The sequence below is a fragment of the Streptomyces sp. 891-h genome, assembly GCF_022760275.1.
GTDB lineage: Bacteria > Actinomycetota > Actinomycetes > Streptomycetales > Streptomycetaceae > Streptomyces > Streptomyces spirodelae.
Map to the genome: position 1 here is coordinate 3,101,930 of NZ_CP050693.1, position 16,258 is coordinate 3,118,187.

General features: G+C 70.2%; 14 protein-coding genes. 5 read left to right on the forward strand and 9 right to left on the reverse strand.

Going from position 1 to position 16,258, the window contains the following annotated elements:
• The first annotated feature begins 73 nt into the window (after nt 1-73).
• Complete coding sequence (locus HC362_RS13420; RefSeq protein ID WP_243088550.1) at nt 74-463, forward strand: PLD nuclease N-terminal domain-containing protein; 390 nt, start codon at nt 74-76, stop codon at nt 461-463.
• Nucleotides 464-546: 83 nt separating this feature from the next.
• Here the strand turns inward: HC362_RS13420 and HC362_RS13425 are convergent, their stop codons facing one another.
• From HC362_RS13425 to hemL, 7 genes are all read right to left on the reverse strand, one after another.
• On the reverse strand, nt 547-1,155 hold the full coding sequence (locus tag HC362_RS13425; RefSeq protein ID WP_243084153.1) for a hypothetical protein: 609 nt from the start codon (nt 1,153-1,155) through the stop codon (nt 547-549).
• A gap of 61 nt (nt 1,156-1,216) precedes the next feature.
• Nucleotides 1,217-2,335, reverse strand: coding sequence for a c-type cytochrome biogenesis protein CcsB (ccsB, locus tag HC362_RS13430; protein WP_243084154.1), 1,119 nt, complete (start codon nt 2,333-2,335; stop codon nt 1,217-1,219).
• Nucleotides 2,332-4,065 (reverse strand): cytochrome c biogenesis protein ResB, encoded by a 1,734-nt coding sequence (locus tag HC362_RS13435; protein WP_243084155.1) that lies wholly within the window; start codon nt 4,063-4,065, stop codon nt 2,332-2,334. Before HC362_RS13435 ends, ccsB begins: the two co-directional genes overlap by 4 nt.
• A gap of 3 nt (nt 4,066-4,068) precedes the next feature.
• Nucleotides 4,069-4,854, reverse strand: a complete 786-nt coding sequence (locus HC362_RS13440) for a cytochrome c biogenesis protein CcdA (protein WP_243084156.1) — start codon at nt 4,852-4,854, stop codon at nt 4,069-4,071.
• A 7-nt stretch (nt 4,855-4,861) separates the two neighbouring features.
• The gene (locus HC362_RS13445) at nt 4,862-5,464 is read right to left on the reverse strand and encodes a TlpA disulfide reductase family protein (RefSeq protein ID WP_243084157.1); all 603 of its coding nucleotides are present in this window, start codon (nt 5,462-5,464) and stop codon (nt 4,862-4,864) included.
• A 347-nt stretch (nt 5,465-5,811) separates the two neighbouring features.
• Nucleotides 5,812-6,546 carry a histidine phosphatase family protein gene (locus tag HC362_RS13450; protein WP_243088551.1) on the reverse strand — a complete coding sequence of 245 codons (735 nt, stop codon included), beginning with the start codon at nt 6,544-6,546 and terminating at the stop codon, nt 5,812-5,814.
• A 32-nt stretch (nt 6,547-6,578) separates the two neighbouring features.
• Entirely contained in the window at nt 6,579-7,916 is a 1,338-nt protein-coding gene (gene hemL, locus HC362_RS13455) for a glutamate-1-semialdehyde 2,1-aminomutase (RefSeq protein ID WP_243084158.1), read from the reverse strand.
• Nucleotides 7,917-8,043: 127 nt separating this feature from the next.
• On the opposite strand from hemL, the gene HC362_RS13460 reads away from it, so the two are divergent.
• On the forward strand, nt 8,044-8,784 hold the full coding sequence (locus tag HC362_RS13460) for a hypothetical protein (protein ID WP_243084159.1): 741 nt from the start codon (nt 8,044-8,046) through the stop codon (nt 8,782-8,784).
• A 122-nt stretch (nt 8,785-8,906) separates the two neighbouring features.
• Here HC362_RS13460 and HC362_RS13465 read toward each other — a convergent pair whose 3' ends face one another.
• Nucleotides 8,907-10,664, reverse strand: coding sequence for a BCCT family transporter (locus HC362_RS13465; RefSeq protein ID WP_243084160.1), 1,758 nt, complete (start codon nt 10,662-10,664; stop codon nt 8,907-8,909).
• A 448-nt stretch (nt 10,665-11,112) separates the two neighbouring features.
• Between HC362_RS13465 and HC362_RS13470 the strand changes: the two genes are divergently transcribed.
• The 3 genes from HC362_RS13470 to HC362_RS13480 all read left to right on the forward strand — a co-directional run bounded on the left by HC362_RS13470 (nt 11,113) and on the right by HC362_RS13480 (nt 14,419).
• Nucleotides 11,113-12,009, forward strand: a complete 897-nt coding sequence (locus HC362_RS13470) for a hypothetical protein (protein WP_243084161.1) — start codon at nt 11,113-11,115, stop codon at nt 12,007-12,009.
• A 213-nt stretch (nt 12,010-12,222) separates the two neighbouring features.
• On the forward strand, nt 12,223-12,939 hold the full coding sequence (locus HC362_RS13475) for a DUF3558 domain-containing protein (RefSeq protein WP_243084162.1): 717 nt from the start codon (nt 12,223-12,225) through the stop codon (nt 12,937-12,939).
• Between the two features lie 154 nt (nt 12,940-13,093).
• Nucleotides 13,094-14,419 (forward strand): DUF2637 domain-containing protein, encoded by a 1,326-nt coding sequence (locus HC362_RS13480; protein ID WP_243084163.1) that lies wholly within the window; start codon nt 13,094-13,096, stop codon nt 14,417-14,419.
• Nucleotides 14,420-14,490: 71 nt separating this feature from the next.
• Here the strand turns inward: HC362_RS13480 and lysS are convergent, their stop codons facing one another.
• Entirely contained in the window at nt 14,491-16,236 is a 1,746-nt protein-coding gene (lysS, locus tag HC362_RS13485; RefSeq protein WP_243084164.1) for a lysine--tRNA ligase, read from the reverse strand.
• Between the last annotated feature and the right edge of the window lie 22 nt (nt 16,237-16,258).

Here is a 16,258-nt window from a genome sequence, read left to right on the forward strand (position 1 = left end):
TGGAGACCCGCGAGCCGGGCCCCCACCCCGCATCCGTCCGGCGGCATCTCGCACTCAGGGGGCGTTCCGCGTGATCATCAGGCTCCTGCCCTTTCTCCTGATCCTCGCCCTGTGGATCTACGCCTTCATCGACTGCCTCAACACGCCCGAGAACGAGGTGCGCAAGCTGCCCAAGGTGGTGTGGGTCATCATCATCCTGCTGTTCGGGCAGGTGCTGCTGGGGCCGATCGCCTGGCTCGTGGTGGGGCGGCCACGGCGGAACGCGCCCTATGGCGCGGTTCGTCCCGATGAGCGCAGGTGGGTGGCTCCGGACGACAACCCGGACTTCCTCAAGTCCTTGGGCGAGTCCCCTGCGGGGAGCAAGCCGACGAATGAGGCGGAGCCGACACACGAGGAGGAGCCGCCACGCGCGGACCGCACGGATGAAGAGCTCCGCAATCGGCGGGACGCCGACGAGGGCTGAGCCCGTCCTCCATTCCGCCGGACACTGTTTCGTCGTGGCGTGCCGCCGTTGCGGCGAAGAGAAGTCCGCGGCGAGAAACGTCCTCAGCTCAAAGAGAGGGCGTACTCGGCGCGGAGTTCCGCGAAGCGGGCCGGGGTCCAGGTGGACCAGTCCGTCGGGCGGCCCCGCAGTTCCTCGCCCAGCAGTTCGAAGTGCTGGTGCCAGTCGGCGAGGGCCGCCGGGAGCGATTCGACGTCCCCCGTGAAGTCGTTGCGGAACCGCACCCGCGTCCGGTCGTCGTCGAGCGAGCCGCGCAGGGTGAAGCCGAAGGAGCCGCGTCCGTCGACCGTGTACTCGGCGAGTCGGCGGCGCGACCAGGCGGTGATCCGCCCAGGCGTCGCCGGCCCCGCCACCGAGGCGGCGCCGCCCTCCTCCGGGGAGCCCTCAGCACCGCGCCCGCCCAGGGAGCCCTCATGACCGCGGTTCAGCCAGCGCAGCGTCACCGCTCCGCCGGGGCCCGGCTCGAAAGGGTCGGCGGCGGCCAGCCACCCCCGCAGCCCGGCAGGGGTGGCGACGGCTGCCCAGACGCTCTCCAGCGGGTGCGGGAACGCCAGCTCGAAGCCGATCGTGTGCGCCGCACCGTCCGCGCTGCTGCGGACGGTGCCGTACGGGATGTCGGAGGAGACGGTCTGCGGCTGGCTCTCGGTGCTCATAGCTCCGCCTTCGTCGCTCGCCCGCGTTCCCGGTGGGCGTCTCCCGCATACCGGTGGCGTCTCAGACGCCCGCGTACGAGTGCTTGCCGTTGAAGAAGATGTTGACGCCGTAGTAGTTGAACAGGAAGCAGGCGAAGGCGAGAAGAGCGAGGTATGCCGCCTTACGGCCCTTCCAGCCCGCTGTGGCGCGCGCGTGCAGGTAGCAAGCGTAGGCGACCCAGGTGATGAACGACCAGACCTCCTTGGGGTCCCAGCCCCAGTAGCGGCCCCAGGCGTCACCGGCCCAGATGGCGCCCGCGACGATGGTGAAGGTCCAGAAGGGGAAGACGGTCGCGTTGATCCGGTAGGCGAACTTGTCGAGCGAGGCGGCCGAGGGCAGCCGCTCCATGATCGAGGTGCGCAGCTTGCCGGGCTTGCGGCCGGCCAGCAGGTGCGACTCGTAGGCGTCCCGGAACAGGTAGAGCGCGGAGCCGACGAAGCCGAGGTAGAGCAGCGCGCCGCAGATGATGGCCAGCGAGACGTGGATCCACAGCCAGTACGAGTGCAGCGCGGGGACGAGTTGGTCGCTGTCGGTGTACAGGACGGTGACGGCCAGGCCGAGGTCCAGCAGAACGGTGGTGACCAGCGGCAGCCCGATCCAGCGGACGCTCTTCTTGGCGAGCAGGAAGCCCAGGTAGGCGCCTACGGCCACCATCGAGAAGGCCGTCGAGAACTCGTACATGTTGCCCCAGGGGGCACGCTGCACGGACAGCGAGCGGGTCAGCACCCCGGCGGAGTGCAGCAGGAACGCCAGCACCGTGAGCGAGACGGCGATCCGCCCGTACATGTCGCCCTGCTCGTCACCGGCCGCGGCGCCCGGACCGTCGGGCAGGTCGCCGCGCCGTCCGGCGCTGGAACGGGTGACGATCTTGGGCGGGGCCGGCTTCTCCAGGACGGCCGTACCGCCGCCCTCCTCCTTGACCTGCACGGAGACGCCGGGCCCTTGCGCCGGGACGGCCTCTTCCGCCGTCGGCTGCTTCGTCAGCGCCGCGGCGGTGCGGCCCACCTTGCTGCGGGAGCCGAACGTCCATTCGGCGATATAGGCGAAGAAGGCCAGCACGTAGACGGCCATCGCCGAATAGATCAGATAGTTGCTGATCTGGGCGAGCTGCTCGTTGGGATCGGCTGCGAGGAGATTCACTGGCCTGCTCCTTCGGGGGCTTCAGCAGGATCGGCGGTGTCCGCGGGGTCGGAGGTCTGCGCGGGGGCCGCCGGGGCGACAGGTGCCGCGTCTTGCATCTCGGTGGCGAGGGAGGCGAGTTCGTCGGGCAGGCGGGCCGACTCGCTGCGGCCGAGCCCGGCCATCTCGACGACCGTACGGCCGTCGTCCGCCGCGTAGGCCCGCACCCACACCCTGCGGCGCTGGATGAACAGGGAGCCCGCGAGCCCGCCGATGGCGGCCAGGGCGCCGCCCAGCGCCCAGTCGTTGCCGACCTGGTGGGACACCTGGAAGTTGGCCCACTGCTTGACGCCGTCGAAGTGGAGGCTGCCGGCCCCGTTCGGGAGGGTCATGGTGTCGCCGGGGGTGAGCTTCTTGGCGAAGGGGTCGCCGTCCTTGTCCTTGAACTTGGTCATGTTCTCGGTGTTCAGCTGGTACACGTTCTGCGCCGGCCCGCCGTCGACGCCCAGGTTGCCGTGGTAGGCGGTCAGGAACATCGCCGGGTTCTTCAGGCTGGGCGACTGCGAGAACATGGTGCCGCTGCCCGGCTGGAAGTCGGGCACGAAGAAGCCCTGGAAGCCGAGCTGGTCCTTGCGGCCCTTGGCGTTCACATAGTCGGTGACCTTCACCACGCCGCTGGAGGTCTGGTTGTTGTCCTGCTGCAGGAAGGGCACAGGACCGCGGTAGGCGATATTGCCCTTGCCGTCCTTGACGGTGACCTGGGGCGCGTAGCCGTTGGCGATCAGGTACACCTTCGAGGAGCCGATCTCCAGCGGGTGGTTCACCTTGATCGTGGCGTTCTTCTCCTTGCCACTCGCCCCCTCGCTGTAGGCGACATCGGCGCGGTAGTCACGCGGAGTGCCCTTGTTGGGGCCGCTCTCCTCGTAGGTGGCGTGGAACTTCTTCAGCCGGAAGGCGAACGGGTCGAGCATGTCGGCTGTGAACAGCGAGCCCGACTGGAAGTCGTCGTACTGGGTCAGGACGTTGGAGAAGCCGTCGCCCTGCACGATCAGCTTGCGGCCCTCGGACTTGAACAGCTGCCCGGAGGCGAACGCCAGCAGCAGCACGATCAGCGCGATGTGGAAGAGGAGGTTGCCCACCTCGCGCAGATAGCCCTTCTCGGAGGCGACCGCGTCCGTCCGGCTGCCGCCGTCACCGTCCTGGTGCGTGCGGAACCGCCGGCGCTTCAGCAGCGAGCGCGCGGCCCCCAGCACCTGTTCGGGGTCGGCTTCGGTGCGCCAGGTCGTATAGACCGGCATCCTCTCCAGCCGGCGCGGGGCGCGCGGCGGACGGGAGCGGAGCTGGCCGACGAACTGCCAGGTGCGCGGGACGATGCAGCCGATCAGCGAGATGAACAGCAGAATGTAGATCGCCGAGAACCAGACCGACGTGTAGACGTCGAAGAGCTGGAGCTTGTCGTAGATCGGGGCGAGGGTGGTGTGCTCCTCGCGGAACCGCTCCACCTTGAGGGCGTCGACGGGCGTCTGCGGGATGACCGAACCCGGAATGGCGCCCAGCGACAGCAGGAAGAGCAGGATCAGCGCCACCCGCATCGAGGTGAGCTGCCGCCAGAACCAGCGCGCCCAGCCCAGCGGGCCCAGCGACGGAACGTTCAGCTTGTCCTCGCCGGGGGCCGTCGACAGCTGGGCCGTGGCCTCGCGCTCGCCTGCGGCCTCGGTCGCCCTGTCGGCGTCGGCCTCGGTCGTGCTCATGGATCAGATCCCCACCGTGAAGTCGGACGACCAGACCGTGATCTCGTAGACGATCCGGTCCCAGATGCCTGTGACGAGCAGCACGCCGACCGCGACGAGCATCCCGCCGCCGATCCGCATCACCCACGCGTAGTGCTGCTTCACCCAGCCGAAGGCGCCCAGTGCCCGGCGGAAGGCGACCGCCGCGACGACGAACGGAACCCCCAGGCCCAGGCAGTAGGCCACCGTCAGCAGCGCGCCCCGTCCAGCGCTCGCCTGGTTCGAGGAGAGCGTGAGGACGGCGGCCAGCGTCGGGCCGATGCACGGCGTCCAGCCGATGCCGAAGAGCACCCCGAGCATCGGCGCGCCCGCCAGCCCTATCGCGGGCCGCTTGTGAATCCGCAGCTCACGCTGGGTGAACCGGGTCAGCGGTCCGAGCGCGCCCATGAAGGCCAGCCCCAGCAGTATCGTCAGGCTCCCCATCACCCGGGAGATAAGATCCCGGTTCTCCTGGAGGGTGGCACCGAAGCCGCCGAACAGCGCACCGCCGGAGACGAAGACGGCCGTGAAACCGAGCACGAACAAGCCCGCGCCCAGGAACATCCGGCCGCGCCGCGCCTCGGCCAGATCCGTGCCGCTGACCCCGGTGACGTAGGAGAGGTAGCCGGGCACCAGCGGCAGCACACACGGCGAGAAGAAGGAGACCAGTCCGCCGAGGAGCGCGATGGGCAGAGCCAGCAGCAGGGCACCGTTGAGAACGGTGCCGTTCACTCCCGTTGCCGCCAGGGAGGTCGCCGCGAGGGAGTTCATGAGCCGGTCACTTCGCGTCGATCAGAGGGGCGAGCGCCGAGCGCAGTTCCTTCTCGCTCAACGGCTTGAGGGCTCGCACCGCGACCTTCCCCTCCCGGTCCAGGATCAGCGTGGACGGGATGGCCTGCGGCGAGAGGGTGTTCTTCGGGAACTTGAGGATGAGCTTGCCGCTGGGGTCGTAGAAGCTCGGGTAGCCGACCTTGTAGTTCCGCTCGAACGCCTTCGCGTTCGCCTTGTCCAGGTCACGGGTGTTGATACCGAGGAACTGGACGTCCTTGTCCTCGGTGTCCCGGGCGACCTTGGCCAGGTTGGGCGCCTCGGCGCGGCAGGGGCTGCACCACGAGCCCCATACGTTCAGCACGACGATCTTGCCCTGGTAGTCGGAGAGCTCGAGCTTCTTCCCGTCGACCGACGGACCCGACAGATCCGGCACCGAGGAACGCTTGCCCTTGGCGACCTTGGTGATGTCGCCCGTGCCCTGCACGAACTTGGTGTCACCGGAGGACGAACCGGTCTGCTGGCCGCCGCAGGCGGACAGCAGTAGCGCAGCGGCGGCGAACCCGGCGGCCAGCAGGGGGGTGCGGCGGCGGGAGGCGCGGGTCTGGCTCATGTGAAAAGTTTCGCATGCCCCGTTCGAGGATCTTCCGGCCCCCTCCCCCTCCCCCGCGACGGGGCGCTGCGCTGCGCCTGAGCTGCACCCCCTGCTGCGCTTGGAGCCGCACCCCCCTGCTGCGCTTGGAGCCCGCACCCCCTGCTGCGCTTGGGCAGTCTGCGCCCTGGGGGTACCTCCCGGCCGGAGGCTGGGGGAGCAGGGTGGGCAAGCGCAGCCACCGGCCACCGGGCCGCACCCGATGGGCGCCCACGCTGCGGTGCGGGGTGCGGCCGTCTCGCGGGTGCGGCCCGCTTGTGCCCACCCGTTCCGCCCTGCGGAACGATTGCCCACAAGCGGGACAATTGCTAGGCGCCAGCCGAGCGGTTTTGGGCGCCTTTGGCGCCTCGGCGGTTGGCGCCGGGGCGCAAATGGGACGGCACCAGATCGCCGGCCGGTTCCGAATAGCCGACGGCAACGATGCGGTCGCCGAGAAAAGTGAAGCTCGTCAGCGAGGCGAGCGAACACTGGCGGCGGCGCGGATCGTGCCACAGCCTGCGCCGCTCGACGAAGCTGCGCAGTATCCAGATGGGCAGCTGGTGGCTGACGCAGACGGCCTCGTGCCCGTACGCCGCGTCCTTGGCGCTCTCGAGCGCCCCCCGCATCCGTACGACCTGGTCGAGGTACGGCTCGCCCCAGGAGGGGCGGAAGGGGTTGCGCAGGTGGCGCCAGTTCTCCGGCCTGCGCAGTGCGCCGTCACCGACGCCGAAGGTCTTGCCCTGGAAGACGTTCCCGGCCTCGATGAGCCGCTCGTCGGTGCCCACGTCGAGGCCGTGGAGCTTGGCGATCGGCGCCGCCGTCTCCTGCGCGCGCTCCAGCGGGGAGGCGACGACGCGGGTGATGTCGCGCCGCTCCAGGTGCTCGGCGACCCGGTCGGCCATCCGGCGGCCGAGGTCGGAGAGGTGGTATCCGGCCAGGCGTCCGTAGAGGATGCCCTCGGGGTTGTCGACCTCGCCGTGCCGCATCACATGGACGACGGTGACCGTCTTGTCCCCGGCACCGGTCACCTCGGCTCCCTCGCTCACCGCGGCTCCCTCGCTCATATCGGCTCTCTCACTCGCTTCGGCTCTCTCGCTCATGCCGGCACCGCCTCCGCCGCGGCGCGGGCCGCCGCGGGCAGCGCGGCGGCGATGCGTTCGATGGCCTGCTCACCGTGCGCGGCGGAGACGAACCACGCCTCGAATCCGGAGGGCGGCAGGTAGATGCCCTGGGAGAGCATCGAGTGGAAGAACGCGGTGAAGCGGAAGGACTCCTGCCGCTTGGCCGCCGCGTAGTCGGTGACGCCCTCGTCACCGAAGTCCCCGAAGAAGACGGAGAACATGCTGCCCGCCGTCTGCACGGTGTGCGCCACGCCCTCCTTGGCCAGCGCCTCGGTCGCCAGCTGCCGCACCTGGCGGGCCGCGGCGTCCACCACGGCGTGCGCGGCGAAGTCGTCGGCGGCCAGCAGCCGCAGCTGGGCCAGGCCCGCGGCGGTGGCGATCGGGTTCCCGGACAGCGTGCCCGCCTGGTAGACGGGGCCGGCCGGGGCCAGGTGGTCCATGACGTCCTTGCGGCCACCGAAAGCGGCCGCCGGGAAGCCCCCGCCCATCACCTTCCCGAACGTCATCAGATCGGGTGTCACACCGTCGATGCCGTACCAGCCGCGGGCGCTCGCGCGGAAGCCGGTCATCACCTCGTCGGAGACGAACAGCGCGCCGTCGGCCCGGCACAGGTCCTTCAGCCCCTGGTTGAAGCCGTCCTTCGGCGGGACGATGCCCATGTTGCCCGGCGACGCCTCGGTGATCACACAGGCGATCTCGCGGGGGTGCGCGGCGAACGCCTCACGGACCGCGTCCAGATCGTTATACGGCAGTACGATCGTGTCGCCCGCCTGCGCTCCGGTGACCCCCGGGGTGTCCGGCAGGCCGAGGGTGGCGACCCCGGAACCGGCCGAGGCGAGCAGCGCATCGACGTGCCCGTGGTAGCAGCCGGCGAACTTGACGACCTTGGAACGGCCGGTGAAACCGCGCGCCAGCCGGATCGCCGACATGGTGGCCTCGGTGCCGGAGGAGACGAGTCGTACCTGCTCAACGGGGTCGATACGGCGCACGATCTCCTCCGCGAGCGCCACCTCGTCCTCGACGGGCGTACCGAAGGAGGTGCCGCGCTCGACGGCCCGGCGCACGGCGTCGGTCACCTCGGGGTGTGCGTGCCCGAGGATCATCGGCCCCCAGGAGCAGACCAGGTCGACGTACTCCCTGCCGTCCGCGTCCGTGAGGTAGGGGCCGGACCCTGACACCATGAACCGGGGCGTACCGCCCACGCTGCGGAAGGCGCGGACCGGCGAGTTCACGCCTCCCGGCGTCACGGCGGCGGCGCGGTCGAAGAGCGACTGCGATACTGGGGCACTGTACGAGTAAGTCACGAAAGCCATGGTGTCAGAGCCCCGTGTGCGGGGGCCTGGGGGCGTTTCACACTCCGCGGGGCGGGGAGGTCTCTGACACGATGATCGGGCTGCACGGGGACGGCCGTGCGGCCCGGATGAGCAGTCGGGTGGTGACATGCATCGCGGTGGCGGACTGGGAGAGGGGCCCGGCCCCTCGGAGACTGGCCCGGAGCGAGCCCAGGGGCGCCACAGGCGCACTGCGGCCGAGAGCGGAACCACGGCGGGGAGCGGCGCGAACAGCGGTGCGGCGGACGGGGGATCGACGGGCGGCGGAACCGCGGGCGGCCACGCGCCGTCCGAGAGCGGCACGGCGGGCAGCGCGAGCGGCAGCACCACGAGCGGCAGCGGCATCGTGCGGGGCGGCGGCCTCGCGGGCATCGGGAGCACGGCGAAGACCAGGAGCGGCAGGGGTGGCGGCCGAGTGGGGGTGACCTACAAGTACTTCGGGGCGCCGGACGGTGCCACGGCCGCACGCGTACCCATCTCGATGCGTCCCGAGGAACTGGGCGGGGACGAGCTGGGTCAGGGCATGTTCACCAAGATCAAGCCCGAGACGATGGCGGCGATGGTGCTGACGGGTATCGAGGGCATACCGCTGCACCGGGTTCCGCCCCTCGAGCTCGTCGTCCTGCACCCGGACTACGCGGTGGTCAAGCTCCCGATGACGGTCGTTGACCCGCTCCGCGGCATCGGCGAGGAGTCGGTGGGCGCCGCCGCGTTCATCTGGTCCACGGTCCCCGACCGCGCGGGACCGCAGGACGCCTTCAACGTCTACCAACTGCTGCACCGCTGGCAGGACTTCTCCGATCGCCTCCACGAGGCCGGACACCAGGCGTACTGCCTGGTGTGGCCGTGATCTTGACCCGATAAGGGGCTGCCCCTGCCCGGCGCTTGCGGGCTGCGGGTTTGTTGTGGCCTTGGGGCACCAGCCTTCGACGGTGCCCGCCACCCCGACGACAGATGGCGGGCACCGTGCTGTCAGTCCCTGGCTCGGTCCGGCTCCTCTTCCGCCGCCGACGCGGCGTCGCTGACGGCCTGCGCGACCTCCTCGTCCAGTACCTCGGCGTCCAGCTTGGGCGCTTCGGGGTCCACCGGGCCGATACGGAACTCGAACTCGCCGCCGTACTGCTCGTGTGCCGCGACGACCGCGCTGCCCACGGCCTCCTCGCCCCGCTCGGTACGGACGATCAGCGGATCCCGGCGCAAGTCCTTGGTGAGGGCGAAGCACAGCCCGGCCATCACGGCGGTGAACGGCACCGCCACCAGAATCGTGAGGTTCTTCAGACCTTCCAGCGCCTCGTCGCCACCGCCGCCGATCATCAGCATGATCGCGCCCACCCCGCCGGTGAGGACGCCCCAGATGATGACGACTCCCCGGCTGGGCTCCAGCGTGCCCTTCTGCGAGAGCGTGCCCATCACGATCGAGGCGGCGTCGGCGCCGGAGACGAAGAAGATGCCGACCAGGATCATCACGATCAGTCCGGTGAACCCGGCGATCGGGTACTCGTTCAGCACGTTGAACAGCTGGGCCTCCTGGGTGGTGCCCAGCTTCGTCCCGTCGGCCTGCAGCTTCATGGCCGTACCGCCGAAGATCGCGAACCAGATGAGGCTCACGACGCTGGGCACCAGTATCACCCCGCCGACGAACTGGCGGATGGTGCGGCCCCGGCTGATGCGGGCGATGAACATGCCCACGAACGGCGTCCAGGAGATCCACCACGCCCAGTAGAAGACCGTCCAGCTGGAGAGCCAGGCGGCGACGCCCTTGCCGCTGCTGGAGTCGGTGCGCCCGATCATCTGCGGCAGGTCTCCCAGGTAGCTGCCCAGGGAGGTCGGCACCATGTTGAGCATCAGGACCGTGGGGCCGACGACGAAGAGGAAGAGCACCAGCAGCCCGGCCAGCACCATGTTGATGTTGGACAGCCACTGGATGCCCTTCTCCACACCGGAGACGGCCGAGGCCACGAACGCCACCGTCAGCACGGCGATGATGGTGACCAGCACCCCGGTGCTCACCTTGCTCGCCCAGCCGGCCTCCTCCATGCCGCTGCCGATCTGGAGCGCGCCCAGGCCCAGCGAGGCCGCGGACCCGAAGAGCGTCGCGAAGATCGCCAGGATGTCGATGACCTTGCCGATCCAGCCGTTGGCCGCCTTCTCACCGATGAGCGGGGTGAAGACGGCGCTGATCGTCTGGCGCCGCCCGCGGCGGAAGCAGCTGTAGGCGATGGCCAGGCCCACGACCGCGTAGATCGCCCAGGGGTGCAGCGTCCAGTGGAAGAGGGTGGTGGCCAGCGAGGTCTCCATGCGGGCCGCGTCGTTGCCCGGGTTCGTACCGGGCGGAGGCTCGGCGAAGTGGCTCAGCGGCTCGCTCACGCCGTAGAACATCAGGCCGATGCCCATGCCCGCGCTGAACATCATCGCGATCCAGGACACCGTTCTGAACTCCGGCTCCTCCCCCTCCTTGCCGAGGGTGATCTTTCCGTAGCGGCTGAAGGCCAGCCACAGGGAGAAGAGCACAAAACCGGTGGCAGCCAGCACGAAGGCCCAGCCACCGTTGTGCATCGTCCAGCTCAGCATGTCCGACGAGACATCACCCAGGGAGTCGGTGGCGACCGCTCCCCAGACGACGAAGGCGAGAGTGAGGAGCGCCGTGATGCCGAACACCACTCGGTCGGTCCGCGGATGGCCGCCCGGTCCCCCGAAGGAGGCTGCCGCCTCCTCTGTCTGCTGCTTCACGGTTTCTGTGACCCCTTCCTCCGACGAGTACATGAGGCTCCGATGGATACGGGGGCCGCTACCCCGACCGGGGGAAAGTAGTCGGCTCAAACCTGCTGTCCGAGCGGCGGTCGTTCGGCCCAAATGGCTTGCATGGCTTGGACGTTGACCGCGCGGCGGCCGATGTCGCCGCCGCGCGGGCGGCGGAGCGCCCGAGACGCACCACAGGAGAGCCGACGGCAGGCGGGGAAGGCGAGGGGAGAGAGGACGGCGAGCCGGCGGCGCTCAGAAAATTTGACAAAAGGGAAAAACCTGACTTCGCGCATCATAGAGGCCGGGCGACCGGACGTCCGAGCGGCGGGTGCGGTAGACATGTCCCATCGCCCCCTCGGCGGAACGCTGTGCGGGCGCATCCGAGGCCGGGCGACCCGGACGCCCCTATGGACGACCCCGAACGAGGAGGCCAGCCGTGCCGCGGAGGGCAATCAGGGATGCGAAGCGCGGGACACTCGCGTCGTACGCGACCACGACCGCGCTGGCCCTCGCGCTCGCCGGAACCCTCACCGCCTGCACCGGGTCCTCCGGAGCCGACAACGGCGAGGACGGCAAACCCGGCAGCGCTTCGGCCTCCCCCTCGGCTGCGGCGCCCGGCAAGTACGACACCCTCCCCGAGCCGTGCGGCACGGTCGCCGTCAACCAGCTCCGCGAGATGCTGCCGGGCGCCGCCGCGGCGGAGGACGGCGACACCCCGGCGCCCAGCGACAGCGCCAGCCCCTTCGAGGGCGAGGCGAGCGTCACCTACGACACCGACCGGCGGGTGGGCTGCAACTGGAAGAGCGCGACCACGCTCAGCACCCGCCATCTGTCGGTGAACTTCGAGCGGGTGGTCTCCTACAAGCCGACCGTCAGCGACGACGAGCAGGCCGAGCGGCTGTTCGCCAAGAAGGCGCGCAAGGCCGGGATCGCGGTCGGCCCCGCCTCCGGCCAGTCGGCCGGGGAGACACCCGACGGCCATGCGTCGCCGACCGATAAAGAGGGCGGTTCGGACGGCAGGGACGCCGAGGACGGCTCAGGCGAACCGGGGGACGGCCCCGAGGACAGCCCCTCCCCCACTTCGGACGAGGACCTGGCACCCCGCGCCCTGGACGACATCGGTGACGCCGCCTACATCGACGACACCCTGCACACCGCGGACTCCGGGCTGCACCGGGACATCACCCTGGTCTTCCGGACGGCCAATGTGATCGCCACCGTCGAGTACGACCAGTGGGTGACCGACAAACACCGGATTCCGGACAGCAAGGAACTTCAGGACAAGGCACGCGAGCTCGCCGAGCAGCTCGAGGGGCAGTTCGAGGAGGACTGATCCCTCCCCACCCCGGCACGGTCAGTCCCACCTGTGGCCAGTCCCACCTGTGGCCAGTCCCACCTGTGGCCAGTCCCACCTGTGGGCAGTCCCACGCTGTGGAAGGTGCCACGAATCGCCCACACCACCCCAGGCGCCGCGTACCGTTCCGTCAGCACCGCGGCCACTTTTCGGCTCGGCAGAACTGGTGAAGATCCCGGAAGCGAAGGAACCATGCACCGTAACGCCCCGCGCAACGCCCCTCGACGGAGCAAGACCGTCAGGAACTCGCTCGCCTGTGCGGCAGTGGCGCTCCCCGTCCTGCTGGTCGCCGGCTGCTCCTCCGACTCGGACAAGGACAAGGAGTCCGACACCCCCTCGGCCTCCGCGAGCAAGTCCCCCACCGTGGCGCCCGCGAAGTACAAGGAACTCCCCGACTCCTGCAAGACCCTCGCGAAGAAGGCCGTGAAGGACCTGGTGCCGGGGACGGACAACGCCTCCGGCAAGCGCGTCGGCTCGGGCGACACCAACGACTCCAACAGCTGCCTGTGGAGCGGTCTGGACAAGTACGACTACCGGCAGCTCACGCTCTCCCTCAAGCGCTTCGACTCCGACCCGGCGATCGGCTCCGGCGACAAGCGCGCCGCCGAGTACGTCAAGCAGCAGGTCGAGGAGAAGAGCGGCAACAAGGACAACAAGGACGTCAAGCAGTCCCCGGTCTCCGGCATCGGCGAAGAGGCGGTCTCCGTCGGGTACGAGACCAAGAAGAAGGACGCCAAGGGCAAGTCCGAGGAGTACCGCGCCGAGCGCCTGATCGCCCGCACCGCGAACGTGGTGATCACCGTCGACTACGAGGGCGCCGGCTTCGAGGACGCCAAGAAGCCCAGCGCCAAGGACGTGTCGAAGCAGGCGGCGAAGGCCGCCGAGGAAGCGGCCAAGCACATCAAGTAGCCGCCACCCCTCCCCCGCGGCACCGGCACCGCAGCCGCACCCGGCACCGCTCGGAGCCCGGCCCTCCCGCCCAGGGCCGGGCTCCGTGCGCGTCAGCGCCCGCAACATGTGCCAGGCTGGGCCCGCCAGTTTCCGAGGGTGGGGGACAACTCCTGTGCAGGGCGTACAACTGACCCGAATACACCGCATACTCATCGCTGTGGTGGTGGCCGGTGCCATGGTGATCGCGGCGATCGGTTTCGCCGGCTCGTATGCGGCGGTCCGTGAGCTGGCCGAGCGGAAAGGTTTCGGCGCTTTCGCTCCGTTCTTTCCGATCGGGGTGGACGCGGGCATCGTCGTGCTGCTCGCGCTGGATCTGCTGCTGACGTGGATCCGGATCCCGTTCCCGCTGCTGCGGCAGACCGCCTGGCTGCTGACGGCCGCCACCATCGCCTTCAACGGCGCCGCCGCCTGGCCCGACCCGCTCGGGGTGGGCATGCACGCGGTGATCCCGGTGCTGTTCGTCGTCACCGTGGAAGCCGCCCGGCACGCGACCGGACGCGTGGCCGCCATCACCGCCGACAAACACATGGAGGGCGTACGCCTCTCCCGCTGGCTGCTGGCCTTCCCCTCCACCTTCCGCCTGTGGCGGCGGATGAAACTGTGGGAACTGCGCGACTACGACGAGGTCATCCGCATGGAACAGGACCGCCTCGTCTACGAGACGAGACTGCGCGCCCGCTACGGCCGCGCCTGGCGCCGCAAAGCCCCCGTCGAAGCCCTCATGCCCCTCAAACTCACCCGCTACGGCGTACCGCTGCACCGGACGGCACCCCGGGCGACAACGCTGCCGGAGCCGGAGCCGGTGCCCCTGACGGAGCCGGACGCCCTACCCGACCTGACGCCCGCCCCCGTCCCCTCCTTGGACGACGCCTCCGGCCACGAACTTGCCCAGCGGGACACCGGCCCCGGGACGGGCGAGGAGCCGGCCCACCAGCACCTGCCGACGTCCGGACCGGAACCGGAAGCGGAACCGGAACCCGTACCGAGCCCGGAGCCCGTTCCGGAGCCGACAGCGGAAGCGGAGCCGGAGCCGCCCGCGACCGAGTTCCCCGTCCCCGTGGCCCCCGGCCGCTACCGCACTCTCGCCGTCCCCACCCCGCCCCGCGAGCAGGAGCTCTTCGTCGAGCCCGCCCCGCTCCAGCAGGAGCCGGAGCCGGAGCCGGGACCGGAACCTGGCTACACCGAGGCGCCGGACCTCGGTGACGAGCCCGTCGGCATCCCGGACGGGGTCCCGCGCGAGGAGTTCTACTTCTCGGCGTACCGCCAGTACGTCGCCGCACACGGCCAGTTCCCCACGGCACGCCAGCTCTCCCGCGACCTCTACGAGGGCCACGGGATCACCACGGCGGACGGCAGTCTGCTGAGCGAGACCTATCTGGGCGGCTACATGCGCGAGTTCCGCGACCGCTACAACACGGAGATGGGCCTCGCAGGCTGAACCGGAGCGCCCCGCAAGGGGCACCGCTCCAGCCCGTCGGCATCAGCCGGCCCGGCGGCAGCCGACCGGCGTCAGCCGCCCAGCAGCTTGCGCACCCGGTCCGCGCCTACGGCCAGCAGCAGGGTGGGCAGCCTGGGCCCGGTCTCGCGGCCGACCAGCAGCCGGTAGACCAGCGCGAAGAAGCTGCGCTGAGCAGCCTTCATCTCCGCCGTCGGCTTCGCGTCCGGCGCGAAGCCGGCCCGCACCTTCGGCACGCCGTACACCAGCGAGGTCAGCCCCTCCAGCGACCAGTGCTCGTCCAGCCCGTCCAGCAGCAGCCGCAGCGACTCGCGCTGCTCCTCGTCGAGCGAGGCCAGCAGCTCCTCGTCGGGCTCCTCGCGGACGCGGGTGCGCTGGTCGGCCGGGACCTGGGTGTTGATCCAGCGCTGTGCGCGGTCCAGCCGGGGGCGCACCTCGTCCAGCGAGTGCACCGGGTGCTCGGGGTCCAGCTCGCTGAGGATGCGCAGGGTCTGTTCCTCGTGGCCGCCGGTGATGTCGGTGACCGAGGCCAGCGTGCGGTACGGCAGCGGGCGCGGCGTGATCGTCAACGGGCCCAGCGCGGTGGACGAGGCGCGGGTGTGCGCGGCGATGTCGGCGGGCTGCGCCGAACCGTCGGCGATCTTGCGGACGAGCGCGTCCCACTCGTCGTAGGTGCGCTGGATCTCCTGGTCGAAGGCGACCTTGAAGGACTGGTTCGGCTTGCGGCGGGCGTACATCCAGCGCAGCAGCGGCGCCTCCATGATCTGCAGCGCGTCGGCCGGGGTGGGCACGCCGCCCTTGGAGGAGGACATCTTGGCCATGCCGCTGATGCCCACGAAGGCGTACATCGGGCCGATCGGCTGCTCGGCGCCGAAGATCTCCTTGACCAGCTGCCCGCCGACGACGAACGACGAGCCCGGCGACTGGTGGTCGACGCCGGACGGCTCGAAGACGACGCCCTCGTAGGCCCAGCGCATCGGCCAGTCGACCTTCCACACCAGCTTGCCGTGGTCGAAGCTGCGCAGCTGAACGGTCTCGCCGTGCCCGCACCGGCAGGTGTAGGACAGCTCGGTGGTCTCGTCGTCGTACGCGGTGACGGTGGTCAGATCGCGTCCGCAGGCCGTGCAGTAGGGCTTGTACGGGTAGTAGGCCGAGCCCGCGCCCGCGCCGGAGCCGTCGTCCTCGGCGGCGGCGCCCGAACCCTCGGCGGCCTGCACCTCCGCCTCATCGGCCGGCTTCTGCTGCTTCTGCTGCTTCTTGCCGCCCTTCGCGCCCTTCTCCAGCGTCCGGTAGCGGTCGAGCACGGCGTCGATCCGGGCGCGCTCGCGCATCGCGAAGAGGATCTGCTCCCGGTAGGCGCCCGAGGTGTACTGCTCGGTCTGGCTGATGCCCCGGTACTGCACACCCAGCTCCAGCAGGGACGCCTCCATGGCGGCCCTGAAGTGCTCGGCCCAGCTGGCGTACGGGCTGCCGGGGGGCGCGGGCACGGAGGTCAGCGGGCGGCCGATGTGCTCGTTCCAGGACTCGTCCACGCCCTCGACACCGGCCGGGACCTTGCGGAACCTGTCGTAGTCGTCCCAGGACAGGATGTGCTCGCACGCGACGCCCCGGCGCTTGATCTCGTCGGCGACCAGGTGCGGCACCATCACCTCGCGCAGGTTGCCCAGGTGGATCGGGCCGGAAGGGCTCAGGCCCGACGCGCACACGACTGCTTTGCCGGGCGCGCGGCGCTCCGCTTCGGCGATGACCTCATCGGCGATACGGGAGACCCAGTCGGCCTCATGAGTGGTCTGAGCCACGGTCCGGCACTTCCTTCTCGTC